The organism is Desulfobotulus sapovorans DSM 2055, assembly GCF_059569355.1.
This window is the reverse complement of the sequence record NZ_JCANVJ010000001.1, coordinates 655,675-673,658: the sequence shown is the minus strand read 5'-3', so window position 1 is coordinate 673,658 and position 17,984 is coordinate 655,675. Positions and strand designations below refer to the sequence as shown.

Below are 17,984 nucleotides of genomic sequence, written 5' to 3'. Positions count from 1 at the left end.
AACACATCCGAGCCAATGGTCAGTGTGTATTGTGTCTCAGCAGCTGCAACAACATCTTTAAGATGAATTGTGCGACCAATATCTACCAGGCCAGCCCGCTCTTCTTCGGTAGCGGCAAAAGCCCCGGCATTAACATGGCCGACACGGATGTCGCCCAGTGTGGCCGTCAGGCTGATTCCCTTTGTTTCCGAATTGGCCAGACTGCGCACATCGGTAGCCACCAGATCCCCCAGGGCAGCCGTGACACTAATAACCCCGTCAACGACCTCGACCGCTGCCAGATTCAGGGTACGGTCAGTCTGCTGAGTGATGATGGCATCACCGGTCTCATGGGTTTGCAGATAAAGATGCCGCACATCGGTACGCAGGGTGACAGCACCAAAGGCATAGACTTCCAGTTCGTCAGCCTTCTGTACACCACTTTCGTGGATAACCGTTCCGGTGGAATAGAGCTGGACATCCCCACGGTCGGCACTGCTGACATTCAAAAGCTCCAGCACGGCGTTTTCACCGTAGGCATGAAGGACGATATCGTTTCGGTCACTGTCGCCCAAGGCCTGAACCTTTGTGGCTTTCAGGTTTTCCATGGCAATGATGTTGATGAAGCCATCCTTCACCTTCACATCCACCAGATCCAGGGACGCGGAACGGTTGAGGATCTGCATGTTACCCGCACGGGTCACATCAGCAAAAAGGCTTGCGGCATCAATATTGGCATCAATGGATGCTGCCGCCTCCAGAGACACGGTATCCGCATGGATCCAGCCGCCGCTGTTATGATACACACTGCCTTCCACAGCCTTCAGCGTAACACTGCCGCTTTCTGCGCTGATGTGGGATTTGTCCATGTGGACATTGCCACGCAGTGCGCCTGCGGTAAGGGTAATGCTGCCGTCCTCTTCTGTTACCTGTAAATCGGCATACACATCCCCAAGGATGGAACCGGAACGGATATTGGCCATGGTGCTGTCCCCGGCGCTGGCAAGGATGGAATCCTTTGCGGTCACCTTGCCGCGCAGATCCATGTCACCACCGGAGCGCAGCACGGCTTCCGTACCCGCCGTCACCGTTCCGGCAAGACGCAGAGTGGTACCCGCTTTCAGGTTCAGGGCACTTTGCCCGCCTGAAGTCAGACTGGCGGATGGGGTGAGGGTAAGCTGCTGATTGGCCTGAACCGTCAGTATGGTTCCTGCTGTAATGGATGAAGACGCTGCCAGATCCGCCCCCTGCTTGACCACTCCTGCCACCGTAAGATTGTTGGCAAGGATGTTCAGAGTCGTTTCGGATCCCAGCTTTCCGCTGAGGGTGGCATCGCCCCGCACGCTAAGATTCAGGATACCCGCATGAATGGAATCTGTACTGAACGCACTGCTCTGCTGCTGACCTGCCGCAACCAGCACCCGCTCCTCAAAGGTCTCAAGACGGGTTCCATACACCGGCGCTTCGCCCCATACGGTCTGGTTCTGCTGCTGTACCACCTCCACCTGGGTCTTCACCGTCTCATACACAGGCACCCGACCCAGAATATCCTGGGACTGGGTCACCAGTTCATAATTGAGCTTGATCCGGGTGTCATAGATGGGCTTCCACTCCGACTCCCAGTTGAAACGCAGGTCGTAATAGGTTTCCTTCAGGGTGTGGGTTTGCTCGAATTTTTTCTCAACAAAAATTGCATGGTACCACTTGCCGTTATAAGAGCCTTTAAACCGGTAATCCGGATAAGTCGCCCCATGGGCAAAGGTACCATACTTGTTTTCATGCCAGGGACCCCGATGCCAGATATCCATCACCTGGAAATTTCCGCCTTCGCTGTCCTTGTGCTGACCATTGTAATCTTTCCCCTGAGCACTGGTACCTTTACCCACATGGGTATTCCATGAAGTCCAGTTCCAACGGGGATAAGCCGGAGACTTGTAAGTGTTATCATCGTGCATCCAGCTGGTCATAAAATAATCCCAGCCAGTGTAAGTAACCGTTCCAGCGGTTTTTTCGGTTTCTGCCAGAATACGGTCAAAGGTGAAAACACGGGTATCCGTCTGCAGGGCCGAAGCATAATCGGCTGTGGCCAGCAAGACATTGGTGGCCCGCTCCTTGGGGGTCAGCGGCTTGTTATCGGGGTTGAATTCCCCCCCTTGTTGCAAAATAACATCACTACCAAAAATGTTCATTGTTATATCGTCATATTTTACCGGCCTGCCGCCCGGAAAAATAACACTATCTCCGGGAAGCTGATTTTTTACCGCATCAAAGGCCAGGGCCGTACCACCAAAGGAACCCGCAGCCACTTGCAGACTGTTACCCGAGCCCGTCCACTGATAGCCTGTGGTATAAGTGTTCAGAACCGTATTTTCACCCAAAGCACTTCCCGACCAGCTCCAGTAAGGGTCGTAGGCCATGGTCAGGGTGAGATGTCCGCTCTGCCCCGCTTCGGCCAGGGTATTGGCAAGGTTGAATGTGCGAACCCCCGTGCCATTGACATAGGATACCGCCCAGCGACCGCCATCTCCATCAGTAGTCACAGTATAGGGAGCCGGGCGGTAGGTAGCGTTAATGTTCAGATTATCCCATCCATACCAGCCGACACTTCCATTGGTGATGGTAGGATGCCCGCTGGGGTCATCAAAGGAATCGAGGGTTTTCCTTACGAATGCATAAGAAGAATCGCCGCCATAAAAATTGCCTGCCGTCAGACGGGCCTGATCCTGAATATAATCCACCTTGGCCTTATCCGTGTAACGGCCCACCAGTTCTCCCATGGTGGCACTGTACTGCTTGGTGTAATCCAGATAACGGGCAACGGCCTCACGCTGGGCAAAACTTAAATCTGCAAAGGTGGTACTGGTGGGTTTGCTCACACCATAGCTTGCCCAGGGAAGGGTATCGTTGTTCCAGCTTTTACCGTGATAATTGGTACCATATGTAAAACTGGCAACCTTAGCACCACTGGTATGCACATATTCCACACCAGCGTCTCCGGCACTCACCCAGCTTCCGTCATTGAGACCGTTTAAAGTGCTGCTGCCGGTCAGGAAACGGGCCTCACCCTGGCTGACCACCCGCAGAATATCGAGATTGGCCCCTTCGGGCATGATAATAAACTTGTCGCTCCAGCCTGCGATATCAATGAGATAGATGAACTTCTGGTTATCTTTCCAATCCGGATCCACAATGGGGTTGGTCGGGGTACCGTTAATGACCTGTTCCCTGATAACCTTACCCACCTGCCCGTTGGCGCTGTACTGGAAATCAAAGAGGGGCTTGTAACCTGTGGCGTTGAGCACAGCCTGTTTCTGGGCATCGTTGAGCTGATTAAAGGTTCGGTAATTCGCCGTATCTTTGTAATTGCCGCTGACCGCCTCCGCCGTACGATCCGGGAACTGATCGTTCCCCGCCTTGGCCCAGTTCACCTCAGGCAGGTTACTCCCAGCCTTGGGAGCATTCAGGTAGTGCACACCTTCAATCAGAACTTCGACAAATTTCTTTCCTTCCGGTGCATTGGGATTGTAGTAGCCCACCTGCTCCAGGGTCACATCCATGCGGTAGTTGTACTTGCCGATCACATCCTGTTTGGTTCCCACCTGCTTGCTGATCAGGCTTTCCTCATAGGTGATCACCGGAACCTGAATCTGGCCCAGAGCCACACGCTGGTACCCCGTCACCACCTGCACCTCACGGGTGAAGGTCTGAATCACCGGAATGTACACATCCACCAGGGCTCCGATTTCCGTATCCGAAATCACCTGAACATTACCGCCCACCAGCAGATTCGCTTCACCTTCTGCCCGAAGGGTTCCCTGACCCGTGAGACGCAGATCCCCTGCGCTCAGCTCATTCAGGGTGACAGCATTTTCGATCTTTTCCAGATCCCAGGCAGAGCGAACCCCGGCCTGAAGATCCAGGCCACCTTCCGAGGCCACAGCCCCGGTGATCTGCATCAGAGCACCGCTGCTCAGAAGCACCCTGCCCGTGGCGCTGGTATTGTTGACCACCCCGCTGATTCTCAGGGTCGGGGCATAGAGATGGACAAATTCCGTGGCCTTTACCTGCCCCGCCTGCGCCCCTTCCGTGGCGGCATGCTGTACCAACAGGCTGTCTTTGGCCAGAAGACGGATTTCCGCTCCTACGCCAAGGGCAAAAACCCGGGCATTCTGGGTCACATTGACCTGCACCCCTTCGACCCGTACGCTGGTGGAAGCATCTACCTGACCACTGAGGGTCACCGCAGAAGAGGCAGAGCCTAAGAAAATATTCCGGGTGCGGGGGGAAAGGGTCTCCCCCACCACATCGGATTGACCGACGATGCCTTTGACAAAGACGGCATCAATGGCCGTAAGGGAAATTTCGCCACCGATAGCCGTACTCAGACGACCACCGGAGAGTACGTGAGTTTCCTCCTCATTCCAGACCAGATCATTGACAATGATGCCCGCCCGGCTGGTATGGGTTCCTGCCGTGATGTAAATGGCCTGCCCCGCATCCATGAAGCCGTCCGCCAGCACCTGACCGGAGGTGGTCACCCCAATGATGCCCTGTGCCCCCTGTGCCTGAAGGATACCGTAAAGATGAATACTGCCTTCAGACTGCATCAAAACCGATGCGGCCTTTGAAGTGATGCTGCTCTGCCGGTTCAGGGAAAGTCCCGTCCCATCGCTATGGGTTCCCGTACGGATCAGAACATTGCCGGAGGCCTGAAGAAGGGCTCCTGTGGACACCAGCTGATGGCTCCCGTCCAGCCCAAGACCGCCGAGGATCAGTCCCCGGGCGGTCATGATCTGTAAGTCGGCATTGTCTCCAGCCGCCTCATAACCGGGTGCCTCGGCAAAGAAACGCTCCCCGGCCCTCAGACTGCCAATGATCACGGCCTGATCCGCTTCCACGCGCAAAAGGCCATTTTCAGCAGCAACAAAGGCGGAAACATCCGATGCCATGGTCAGGCTGCCCTGGGCCTGAATCACCAGAGACTGATCCGCCGCCAGAACCACCGCATCCGTACTGACTTCTCCGGCAACGGGATCAAAACTGCCCATCCGAAGATCTCCCCCCGCCTGAATCAGGAGACGCTCACCGGCCTGATCCGCCAGAAGACGGGTACTGGTGATATCCATATTGGCACCCGCCACCAGACGCAGAGATCCTTTAAGATTGAGATCTCCCTGGAACTTCATATCGTTTACGGCATGAATCTGGATCTCGTAATCGTTGGTGGCAGGGGTGGCACGGGTACTGCGGATCACCCCTTCAATGGCGGTATTGTAACCCGACAGATAAAGCTGTCCCCCGGTTTCAATCCAGCCCCCCTCACGGGTCAGATGCAGATCACCGGATACGGAACGGATATCAATGAGACCTACATCCAGCACTTCTGCCGAATCCGGGCCATCCTTGCCGATGGTGCTGTCAATGATCACATCGTTGAAGCCACGGAGGAGGATCTGAGAATCCGCATCCAGGGTAGCAAGACGGCTGGTCTGGTGGGTGTAGAGACTCCAGGTGCCCTCTTTCAGCTCCGTACCGGCCTGAATGCTGATACCGCTTTGCGCGGTCAGCTTGCCTTTGAGTTCCAGACTGTCTTTGGCAAAGACCGTAATGGTGGCATTGTCGCCCCTGGCAATGATTTCACCGGTAAGTACGCCATTGTTACCGGGATTGAGCGCAATACTGCCGGAAAGGGTTTCCAGTACACCGGTGGGGGTAAGATCAAAGTTTTCGTATCCACTGGATGCACTGCTGCTGAGCAGGTTAATACCACTGTGGGCACGCAGCTTGCCCCCGATGGTCAGACCACCGCTGAGCTGGCTCCGGTTGCCCAGATTGATGACACTGCCCTCTTCCGGGGCATCCAGGGTATAGGTACGGATGGACTGAATGGGCTGAACGGTGCTGAACCCCAGGCGATCCAGGCCAGAAGATCCGTTCTGATTCAGGGTAATGCCGTTGTTGCTGGTAAGGAAGAAGCGACCATCTGAAAGGCCGAACTCCAGATCGCTGCTGTCCAGGGTTACCGTGCTGTTTTGGGGCGGATTTCCCGTCAAAGACTCGATCACGGTGAATTCCGTGGTATCAAAGGCCTGCTGCAGGGCCATGGCCAGGCCGAAGAGCCCGTCCAGATCATTTGTGTCCTGAGCGGCCAGAGAGACCGTACCCTGAACCTTGTGGGTACCCAGATCAATGGTGAGATTAAGGGCCACATCCGCGCTGATCCGGCCACTACCGAACTCGGCAAAACCATCGGCCAGGATTTCATGGGTCCAGGCCGGGGCAAAAATACGGGTATCCCCGATAGCACTCAGGGTAATCTCACTGTTGGGAAGCCAGGTTCTGATTTGTGTGGTGCCGCCAATCACAACACCGTAATCCGGAAAATCACCCTCCGGAAGCCCGATACCGCCACGAACATTAACGGCTGCTCCGGCCTCCAGCTTACGACTGATACGAACCTGCCCATTGGCGATAATATCAATGGTGGAGCTGCCACCGAAGGTGGTGACGGTCTGCCCCAGATATTCGCCTTCGCTGTCCCGGTGTTCGGTCAGCTCACCACCGGCAATGAGAAGGCCGTAAATTTCCGCATCCCCCAGCCCCTGTACCCGGATGCGACCATCCCGGTCATGCACCGAAATCACGGAGGCCGCAGGCAGCTTGATGCCAATGCCTTCGGTGCTTTCTCCGCCAAACAGTTCCACGTCGTTATGGGAACGAATCAGGCCACCGCGTTCAAAGGTTTCACCAAACGGGTTGGTAACGATGCCGCCAAGGTAAATCTGGCCCCCGCTTGCAATCTGAACAAAAGCATCTTTCCCCGACCAGCTGATATCCTCGGCCAGCAGGTTTCCAGCATCATCAAGGGTCTGGGTAACGGTACCGCCGGAAAGAATGCGGCCAACAATGCGGACATCTCCAATACTTTCGATCTGAACGAGTCCTTGGGTATCCGTAAGGCCTGCCACGGAAAGACCGGCCACACCGGTAAGATCCACCCCGATATTCCCATCTCCCGCTCCAGGAACCTGGGTGGTGCGCAGCACCACAGCTTGGGCTGCGGCCACAGCACTGTCCACACGGATGCGCTGCCCTGCTTCAATCAGGACAGTGGAACCCTCACCCGCCCAGACAATCCCCTGCTCACCAATGCTGCCACCGGCCACGACCCGGCCCAGAACCTCCATATCCTGTCCTCCCTTGAGGACGATATGGGTGCCTGCTCCGCTGGTACTGAGGGTTGACGTATCGTGAATAAAAAGACTGATGCCTTCAAGGGGATGTCCGGCACTGTCATTGACACCGTTTACATTCTGTCCATTCAGACTGTAACCACCAAGCACGGTCAGGTTGCCTGTAACCTCGGCCCGACCTTCCCAATAGACCCAGCGGTCGGAATGAACGGTGAGGTCGGCATTTTCCCCCAGAAGCAGGATGTTGCCACGTAAAAGCATATCCTGCCCACCGCCGGAGATAAGGATGTCGGCGTTGTCCTTGAGGGAGGTGATGGTGCCGGTGATGAGTGTTCCAAAGCCCCGCTGACCAAAGAGCGGATGCGGGGTCTGAACCTCAAAACGGTCGATCTGACCATTACCGGACATGTCGTTGGCATAGATCACATAGCGGTTGCCGTCGCTATCCTGTAAAACCCAGCGGGTGCTGGCCGTGGCATCGCCCAGATCCAGACCGCTGTTCTGGTAATCCACTCCCTGAATGAAGCTGTTGACCAGCTGTTTGCCGGATACGGCGTCAGGCTTGTAGAAATACTGGCCATTATAGGCCTCATACCCCGTGGAACGGAGAATGGTAATCTGTTGCAGGGACTCCAGTTCATCAAAATCCGTACCCGCTTCGGGGATTTCCAGTCGGCTCCACTGGATGAGGCTGTTGCGGTAATCACCCTCTGTTCCCTGCTCAAAGCTGAGTTTGAAAGGTTCAATGGCATCGGCCTTATGATAAACCACACCTTCATAGAGACGATATCCAAGATCCTCCAGAACCACCTGCTGCTGGGCTAAAGTCCATTCATCAAACGCCAGGTCTGCCAGCGGACGATCATCGGCATCTGCATCCCAATAATCATCCAGACTGTAATCCGAAGCGGTGAACGTCGTTTTAAATTCCTGACCTTCTTCCGCATCGGGGTTATAGAAAATGCCCCCTTCATAGACCTCATACTCAAGAGAATCGAGCACCAGTTGACGCTGGGCAAGGGTAAGCGCCTCAAATGCGGCCTCTTCATCCGGCGCATAGGTACCGCCCCACTCGTAGGGGCGGATCACATAATCCACAGGCTCTGTCCCGAAGACTTCCACAAGGCGCATGTCACTGGGGGCTGCGGGGTTGTACCAGGCACCGTCAAAATACGTGTCATAGCCAAGGGCACGGGCAACAATGGCCTGCTGGGTCTGGCTAAGGGAAGCAAAACTGGCCCCATCCGCTGGTGTACCGGCTTCGGCCCAGTAGATATTGCTGTTCTGATAATCCGCACGCGGCCCCTGCACAAAACCTTCTACAACCTTGTAACCGGATGCAGCACTGAAATTGACATACAGCCCTTCCTGCTCTTCCGTTCCGAGCAAGGCATCAAATTCATAGCCTAAGTGCTGGGCGACCTTGTCTTTCTGAGCCCTTGTCAGGCTTTCAAAACTGGCGTTGGATGCGGGAGTACCCGCATCCCCCCAGGTGATTTCACTGTTGGAATAATCCACCCGTGGCCCCTGGGTGAACCCCGTCGTCAGATCCCCTGTGGCCGGATTATAGAAGACCGCACCACTGTGGAAAGTATAAGCGGTTTTGTCGTAGGGCAGCCCCACGCTGATGGTTTCACGGATCTGTCCGGATACCGGCAGATCGGGGTTGTAATAGAAGCTGTCATGGGCAAGCACCTGATAGCCAAGACCCTCGGCAATGGCATTCTGGGTGGCTTTGTCTAAGGCAGCGAAAGGAACATAGCTCGCCACGGATACCACACTCAAAGCCCCTTCCTTGTTCAGGGTGAGGGCCGGAGTACCATCAAAAAGGGCCAGCAGAGACGCATGTACCTGCCCCTGGTTCAGAGCTTCGCGAATGGCATCCAGCTCTGTGGCGGTAAATGCCTGCACCTTGCCGGGCAGGGTGTCAAAATAATCCGCATTATCACCGTTGGATGCAGTGGCGGTGATATGAATATCACCGGAGGCGGTCACGGAACCATCCAGACGGATTTCTCCCGTTGAGGACAGATGGATATCCACATTCTCACCCACCTTGATGGGGATGGGGGTGGATCCTTCATATTCAAATCGGGCACCGCCCGTCACCGCACTGCCGGAATTCAGATGCAGATAGTTCTGCGCATCCAGGGTAATGGAGCTCCCCTGCTGGCGGGCGGCGATCACGGCCCCTTCCAGCACAACAATGCCGCCGGAGGTACTGGCAATATCAATATGGGAGGTGAAACCACCGGCCTCAAATCCGGAGGCCACAATGATGGATCCGGAAGTACGAACCTTGATTTCGGCATTGTCCTGGTTGGTGATCAGGGTGCTGCCCACATCGGCGGTCAGGCTGTTGGGTTCAGCTCCATAACTGACCATCACATCCTGGCCGGTACTGTTAAGAACGGCTATGTCCAGCAGGGTATCGGCAATGAGCCGCCCTGTGACAAGCATCTGTTCATCGGCAACAAAATAAATCTGAGGCGCAATGACTCCCGCATCAGGGGAGCCAAAGGGATCATTGATATTGGTGGCCATCACCTCAATGAGGCGTGCATGGAAACGGACATCCTTTTCCGAACGCACATCTCCCACAATATTGAGACGACGGGCATGGAAAAAGGCCGTGTCTTTCAGGATGGCATCGTAGGCATAGGCGGGTCTGGCATCGTTTTTAACATCACCGATCAGCATCAGACCAGTTTTCGCATCCAGCTCGGCTTCACGGCCAAAATCCATACGGGTAAAGCCTTGGGCCAGAGCCTCCAGATCCTTCATGGAGAAATCCAGGAAACCATTGTCCGGGCCTAAGGTAAAATCGTTCCCGTAAATGGACTGCCCTGCCCCACCAATGCGGTAATTCTGCTCCAGATGGGTGGTCTGCACGAAAAGCCTGCCGGTTCCCTGAACCTTGCTGGCTCCGGAATTGAAATCCATGTCATCAGCCAAAATGGTGATGTCCTGTCCAGCTCCGGCCCGGATCACACCGGATTCCAGCACCAGATTGGCATGACGGGCCGCCAGTTCCACATCAATCCGTCCATGCTCGGCGTAAAGCGCACCCTGGGCACGGTCTCCCTGCAGCAGAGTGAGAGAATCCTTTTCCCGCAGAACAATATCCCGGAAAGCCGCATCGGAGCTGAGGTTTACCAGGGTCAAGGCCCCAAGATCGGTTTTCACTTCTCCATGGATACCCTTGGCCTGGATATTGAAATGGGCATCTGCGGCAATCAGTGTCACAAGGTTGAGATCCAGCACACCGGAGCTTGTCAGATGAAGATCCGTGCGGCCCCAGTTCATACCCGTACCACCGGTCAGAACCGTGGTCGCCGAAGTATCTGTAATCTGAATAAAATCCAGCTGGCTGTCAAAACCAAGACTCCGGTTCAGATAGGTAAGGGAATGATTTCCCAGATGGAGGGCCTGGGTCGTGGCCACCGGTGCAAAGAGGAGGCGATCCTGCCCGCTGCCGCCCCTGACCGTCATGCTGCCCACCCAATCCGTGTTGATGGTGTTTTCACCACTCTTCAGTTCAATGACCGCATGCTGGATTTCGGTGAGATTCAGGGTGTCATTCTGGGCATTGTAGATTTCTAAGGCATTCACATTGTGGGCATTCACGGTCTGGTGCCCCGTACTCAGGGTGATCACCGTCTTGTTGGAATCCGCTACCGTGATCACATCCCGGCCACCTGCCACGGAAATGCTGTTATTACCGGATCCCATGTCAATGATGGAGGAGCCGTCACCGCCGATATAGGTATCATTACCGGCAAGTCCATAAAACTTCACGCCACTGGTCTTGCCGCCATAAAAGGTATCACTGCCGGAGCCTCCCCGGATGATGCTGCCGGAAGCCCCACCCAGGGCATTGATGATATTGCTCCCCGAAGCCGGTTTATTTGGATCAGCGTTGATCAGAAGCTGGGCATCAATGCCGTCACCCACATGGATGAAATCGTTTCCGCTTCCCGTATTGGCAACGATCTTTTTCACCCCATGGTAGGTATTGTTGAATCCCAGAGCATTCACCACCACACTGCCAGACTTGAAGCCATCACCTTCAGGAACCGCTTCGAGGAAGTAGGATTCATTGACGATGTCATCATAGCGGGATGCCCCATAACGACCGGACTCATCCCCCATGTGCAGATAAAGGGTATCCCCCACCTGGCTGGAAATCACAGGATCGGGGCCAAGTTTCCAGAGTTTGCTGAACCCAACGGAAATCCCCACCACCGTTACCCGCACATCAAGGAGGGCACTGACATCGGTCAGTTCAATTTCTCCGGCAAAGCCTGCCAGGGTTTTACTGATTTTAAAGAGTCCCAGATCCAGCTTCACCCAGACACCGCCATGCACGGCGATACGGAGGATATCGTGTCCCAGGGTCAGGGACATACCGAAATCCACCCCGATAATCTTGAAGTCCAGCCCGAAATTGATATCCCCGGAAATCCGCCACTCGCCCTTGGAGTTGAAGTATCCGCTGACATCCACGCTTAAGAAACCGAAAAAGTCCAGCTTGGCCTTGTCAATGCTCAAGGTAAAGACATTGTTGACAAGCTCCATGCCGCCTTCAAAATCAATATCGAAGGCAAGAACCTTAAGAGAGCCCTTAATGTCCAGAGCAAAGGTCGTACCCGCAGCCACTCCGGCATATTCAGTTGTATTGCTGGTATTGATCTTAAGAACGGCGGAACCGCTGATATTGGCGATCCCCAATCCCAGGGCCACTCCCATCTCGGCCCGCATGGCAAAAACAGCCCCCTCCGCCGTATCGAGAATGGCCGCAGCACCGCTCACCCTCAGCCCGCCAAACATGCCAAGGTTCATGGTCATGTCCAGTTCGGCCTGAAGCCCTTCCGCATTGATCAGGAGATCCATGGCGCCATCCATGGAAAGACCGGCGGGAAGATTCACATAGGCACTTCCGGACAGGCGCAGCATGGTGGGATCCAGGGTAATCTGCTCCACTTCACCCGGAACAACCTGCCCTGCTTCATCCAGTTTCAAAGCATTAACCTGACGACCGGAACCCGTGGTATTGATCTGAAGCAGGAAGCTGCCGCCGATTTCAAGAAGACCGGCATCAAGAATGGTGGAACCGCCCGGTGCTCCGATCTGAAGACTGCCATAAAGCCCGGCATCCGCTCCGGTGACCAGCCCCAGGGTACCTGTGGCAGAAAGGGGTTCCAGAATGGGCAGATCCAGGGTCATGTTCAGGTTCATCTCCGTCAGTTCATCGCTGAGAAGAATGCTGAAACCACCATGGAGTTCAAGAATCCCCATGAGATTGAGGCGTCCCTGCCCGGAAAGGGCAAGGTAGAAGGCCGTCTCTTCCTGCTTGTTGGGCGGAATATTGCTGATTTCAAGGGTGGGGGGCAGACCCCGACTGTCCTGAAACTCTTGGGGCACATCATAAACAATCACTTTGCCCGTTGCGTTGAGAATCAGTTCCAGGGTGGTGATTTCCAGTTCTACAGGCCCAAGATCCAACTCCACTTCCGAAAGCGCAAAACGTGCGGCAACCCCATCCCCGTTTACCACCAGCAAGGCCTGGGCATTGCCCTCCAGAAAACCGCCGATACTGGCCGAAGCATCCACAAAAAGGGTAAATTCCTCATCCGTGAGCTTGACTTCAAAGGCCCCGTCCAGTGTGGCCAGACCAAAAAGATCAAAATCCGCCTCGCCCTGTACCCGGATCAGGCGTTCATCATAAGTGAGAATGACAGGGGTATCAGGATTCCCGGTCTCTACCCAGTAACCGGTACCTGTTGTACCATCCGGCTTTTCATGGGTGGATTTGCTGAAATCCACCACAGCCATGTCGCCGCTCAAGGCCTGGTTAAGGTTCAGCTCCACGTCCCGGGCTTCCATGGTCACCCCGTTCACACCCACCACACCCGCTTTGCTGAGATCCGCATAAACCGCCGCATAGGCTGCTGGATTGCTGAAATCCGTATCCAGCATGAAAACAACACCCACATTCATGTTTTCCACGGCCAGACCAAAGGCACTGCTGTCTTTCACGGAACCGTCAATGCGGCCCTGGGCGTTTTCTCCCCAGTATCCGCCGATCCCCACAAAGCCGTAAACATTGCTCATGCCCACGGCAAGGGAGGTCACGGTGCGGGTATCTTCATTGGAGAGGGTGACTTCCTCGCCGCCCTTCTTGGTAAAGGCCATGGAACCTGCCACCTGCATGATGCCCGCAAGATCCCCATGGAAATATTCCACCTTGGCCTGAACAATATCCTCATCAAAGGTGAGATAAATGGGTTTGTCATCATTGCCCGTGTCCACAAAAAGCCCGTTGGCACCAAAGGTGGGCGTACCACTTCCCGCTTCCTGAAGCTGATCCAGAACTCCCTGAATTTTACCGATGGTTTCAAAAACCCCCCCTGCATCCAGACCGGGAATGGGTGGCAGAGAAGGAATGTCCGGAATCTCAATGCCCATGCTTTCCGTAATCGCTGCCAGACCGGAAGATGTCTGGGTAAGATCAATGTAGGGCATGGGCAGCACAAGGGCCGCCTTGGCCAGACCGGGGATCAGACCGGTGTTGATATTCACTTCTATATTTTCAAGTCTGGCATCAAGAATCGGATCCATGCCCACAAGCCCGGCAAATCCTACGGTGGCATGAGCCGTAATATATTTGGGGAAACTCTTTTCCATACCCTGAATGCGGAAACCGCCAAAACCACTGGCCGTCATCAGGGCCATACCGAAATCCACGTTCTCAATGGCAAGGCCGATACGGTCGGGATCATCCATGCCCCCGATCCCGGCAAATCCCCGCAGATTGGCTCCCCCCACGGTCAGGATATCCACATCATGGTACAGGGCATCGATTCCAAGGTTGGAGAGAATCCCCGTCTCCACCCGGACAAGCTGCCTGGTCTCCCCCTTGCTGAAGGCCAGAGAGCCTTCAAGGTGAAGGAATTCAGCCACGGAAATCTGGGCATCCGCCACCCGTGCGGCAATCTCAATGCGGCGATCCAGATCCAGATAGACGGATTCACCGAGGGTCTTCATCTCCTTGCCCGCCACACCGTAGGTACTCTGGAAATCAATCCAGGTTCCGTCCCCAGCCTTGCCGGCCTTGTTCATGCCCACGCTGATTTCCCGGAGGGTAGCGGTCAGCATGGGATCCAGCCCTACGAATCCCGCCTGGGCGATATCCAGCTTCATGGCCTTGATATCGTAATCATCGTTCTTGTAGCCCATGTAGGCGAAATCCACCCCGGCCGCATACAGGCCGATGGAGCCATCTGCGTCTCCCTCACCAAAATAGGGCGTACCAATCCCCACATAGGCATTCACGCCCGAAGCGGTAAAGGCCATGGTCTCAAAGGTAAAGCCGTCCAGATTTCCCGCATGTCCAACGGGCAGTCCACCCAGCTTCACACCTGTTTCCTTGCCAAGGGCAAAACTCATGTCCCCGCGCAGGAAAACAAAATTTTCAATGGAAAAATTCGCCTGGAACAGATCTATACGGATCACTTCTCCAAAAGATCCGTCAATATCCAGGGTGAGGGTGCTGCCGTCGCCGCCGATACTGCCGCCAATCCCTCCCACATTACCACCAATGCCAGTGGGAATTTCCAGGGGCTTGGCCGCATAATCAATCACTCTTCCTCTGGAATCCGCCGTATTGATAAGGAGTTCCACCTTCTGGGCGGAAAGATCCAGAAGCGGCATGCCCACAATACCGGCAAAATTCGATGTTCCCTTGAGGCTGATCCAGTATTCCTGACTGAAGGGACTAAGCACCAGAGCAAAGGCGATATCAATATCGTCAATCTGTAAACCCGTATCCCCAATCCCTGCGAACACATCCAGATCGGCATAGGCGAAGGTGAAATACGTGACATCCTCAATGCTGCCATCACTCAGTACCAGGGTGTCAAACTCCAGAGTGATTTCAAACTGATCCCTGGTCTGCACCAGCCCGAGGATGTCCACATCAAACTCTGCCGCAAAATTGAAAATGCTTCCCGCATTCACCCCCAGTTTTCCAGGGTTGAAATCAAGATCCAGCGTACCGAAATCAATGTCCGTTTCGTTGAAATTGATACCGACCCTGTCCGTGGGAAGCTTGTAATAACTCATGGCAAGATCATTGGCCGACAGATCCACACCCGGAATACCACTCAGGGCAAAACGGGCCACATCGGCCTGCATCATGGCCCACTGCCGGGTAGAATCACTGCGATCCACAAAAGCACCCAGGCCAAAATCCACACCTTCTGCCTTGAAACCCAGCTCCCAGTCCGTCTTGTATCCAATCCCCACAAAGGCCGTGGCATCCTGGGCCACAAACGTCAGCGCATTGACCTCGGTGGATACACCATTGTCCAGCATCACGGTCTGGATGGATTTTTCAAAGGAAAAGAAGCCTTCCACAGCCACAACGCTGAGAAGGTTCACGGTCAGATCGCCGCTGACACGGACAGTCTCGCCCTTCATGTCAAAGACAACGCTGGTTTCCTCACCGGAACCCGCATCCAGTTCCCCGATTTTGGCTCCAAGCCCCCGGGTCAGGGTCATGGGTGCTGTGGAATAATCAATGGAACGGCCATTGCTGGAGGCTGTATTGATGACAAGATCCATGTCCGTTGCGGACACGTCCAGAATATCGATCCCCACAAACCCCACCTTGCTGGTGGATGCCTTGGCACTGATCCAGTACTGACTGGGATCTGTCAGCTGTACGGCCACCCCCAGACCAAAGCTGGCTTCTTCGAGGGTAAAACCAATACCTTCCGCCCCCGCAAAGAAATTGATATTTTCCTCTGCAAAGGTCATGAGGGCCACGGTGGCCTGGGAACCGTCGTCCAACGTGAGATTGAAGAATTCCTGGGAGAGATCCACAGCGATTTCAAGATCAATGAAATCAAAGGCCTTCAGGGTCATATCCCCCTTGACATCGAACTTGAGCTGCTGGCCAAAACTCAGATTGAAATCTGCATTGCGGATTCCGGCTTCCACCGCATCCCCCAGATGGAAAAGGAGATTGAAATCCTGGCCCGATGCCTTCAGGCTGCTGCCTTCCTTTGAGAACCCAATGTCACCGGATATATCCAGCACGCCAAAGATATCCGCTTCCAGACCCTTCACATCAAAGGCAAAGTCAATGGCTGAAGCCGATCCCGCAAGGCCGTCTTCAAAGGTGTAGCTCACCCCTCCCAGACCCAGGGTGCGGTCTTTTGCAATCCCCGGAGTATTATAGGTATAGCGGACGAGAGTGGACAAAGCCGTAACATCCGCAAGGTACTCAATGTCCGCCTCAAACACGCCATTTTTCGTTTCAAAACCGTACCCGCCAGCCGTCCACACAATGCCGAGATCCGCCTCCTTCAGGCTGACGGAAGCCAGACCCGCATCCAGAGCTGCGGTAACATTCTGGCCTATGGCGAACATCTCATCTGCCACCTTGCCAAAGGCAAAATCTCCCTTCAGCGACACAAAATCCGCCACGTTGACATGGAATCCTAAAATGGCAAAAGCTGTGGTACTGGCCACAATGTTCTGACTGAAGCGGTAGTCCACCCCCCCCACACTGAGAAGCTGATCCTTGGCAAAAGACATGGCACTGCTGGTAAACTGAACGGCTACAGCATCAAAGGGAAGCAGATCAAAACCTGCTATGGAGGCCGTCAGCTCACCACCGGTGAGTTCAAAGCCCATTTGCCCACCATCCAGAACAAGACCAAAGTCCGCATTGCCCAAGGCCAGCTCCACAGCCCCTTCAACCCCCAGGGAGGCTCCCATATTCCTGCCGACAGCAACAATTTTCTCTCCGCTTTTTCTGAAACCAAGATCACCCTGGAGGGTCACAAAGTCCGCCACACTGGCCTCAAAGCCTCTCACAGCAAAGGCGATGGTGTTGGCTGCGATGGCCTCCTTGAAGGTATAGGTCACAGACCCGACGGAAAGCTGGGTATTGGCGGTAATATTCGTGCCAGGGCTGGTGTACTGGACAAAAACACTGTCCGACCGGATTCCGGCCAGATAGGCGATTTCTGCGGAAAAACTTCCTTCACTCAGTTCAAAGGCCAGCTTGTCACCATCAATAACCAGACCGAAGGAGGCTTCAGTGAGGCGGACATGAGCCAGATCTCCCGCATCAAGACTGGCCGAAACACTGTTGCCCACGGCAAGAATCCGGGTATTGGATTTTTTGAATCCCAGATCCCCCTCAAGGCTTACAAAATCCGCAACACTCGCCTTGAACCCTTTTACAGCAAAGGCAACGGTATTGGGGCCGATGGCATCGGCAAAGGTATAGGTCAGGCTGCCGATCCCAATGGTTCTTCCCGCCTGGATGGAGGTACTGGCGTTGGTGTACTGAACAAAAACATCCTGTGCCGAAACTCCGGCAAGACTGAGAAGCTCTGCGGAAAAGGTACCGTTCTTTAATTCAAAGCCCGTTTTGCCACTGCCTGCGATGAGACCGAAATCCGCACTGCCAAGACGCACTTCGGCAACCGAACCTGCATCAAGGAAAGCAGCCACATCATTGCCCACCGCAATGATTTCCGTTCCCTGTTTCTTGAATCCGATATCTCCACTGATGCCCACAAAATCAGACACACTCGCGGCAAAACCTTTTACGCCGAACCCGATGGTATTGGCAGCTATGGCCTGCGCAAAGGTGTACTCGATATCCACAACGGAGATACGGGTGTCGGCCACAACCGCAGTGCTGGCGTTGGTATACTGAACCATCACTTCCTGGGCGCTGATACCGGCAAGCCCTTCAATCCCCGCCGCAAAACTGCCGTTTTTCAGCTCAAA

General features: G+C 54.7%; 1 protein-coding gene (running past one end of the window). It reads right to left on the bottom strand.

The features are described 5' to 3' along the window. Positions 1-17,984: part of a hypothetical protein coding region (locus BR04_RS02700; protein WP_496354440.1), annotated on the bottom strand (this coding region is incomplete at both ends). Its footprint begins 12,616 nt before the window's first position; the window shows 17,984 of its 30,600 annotated nt.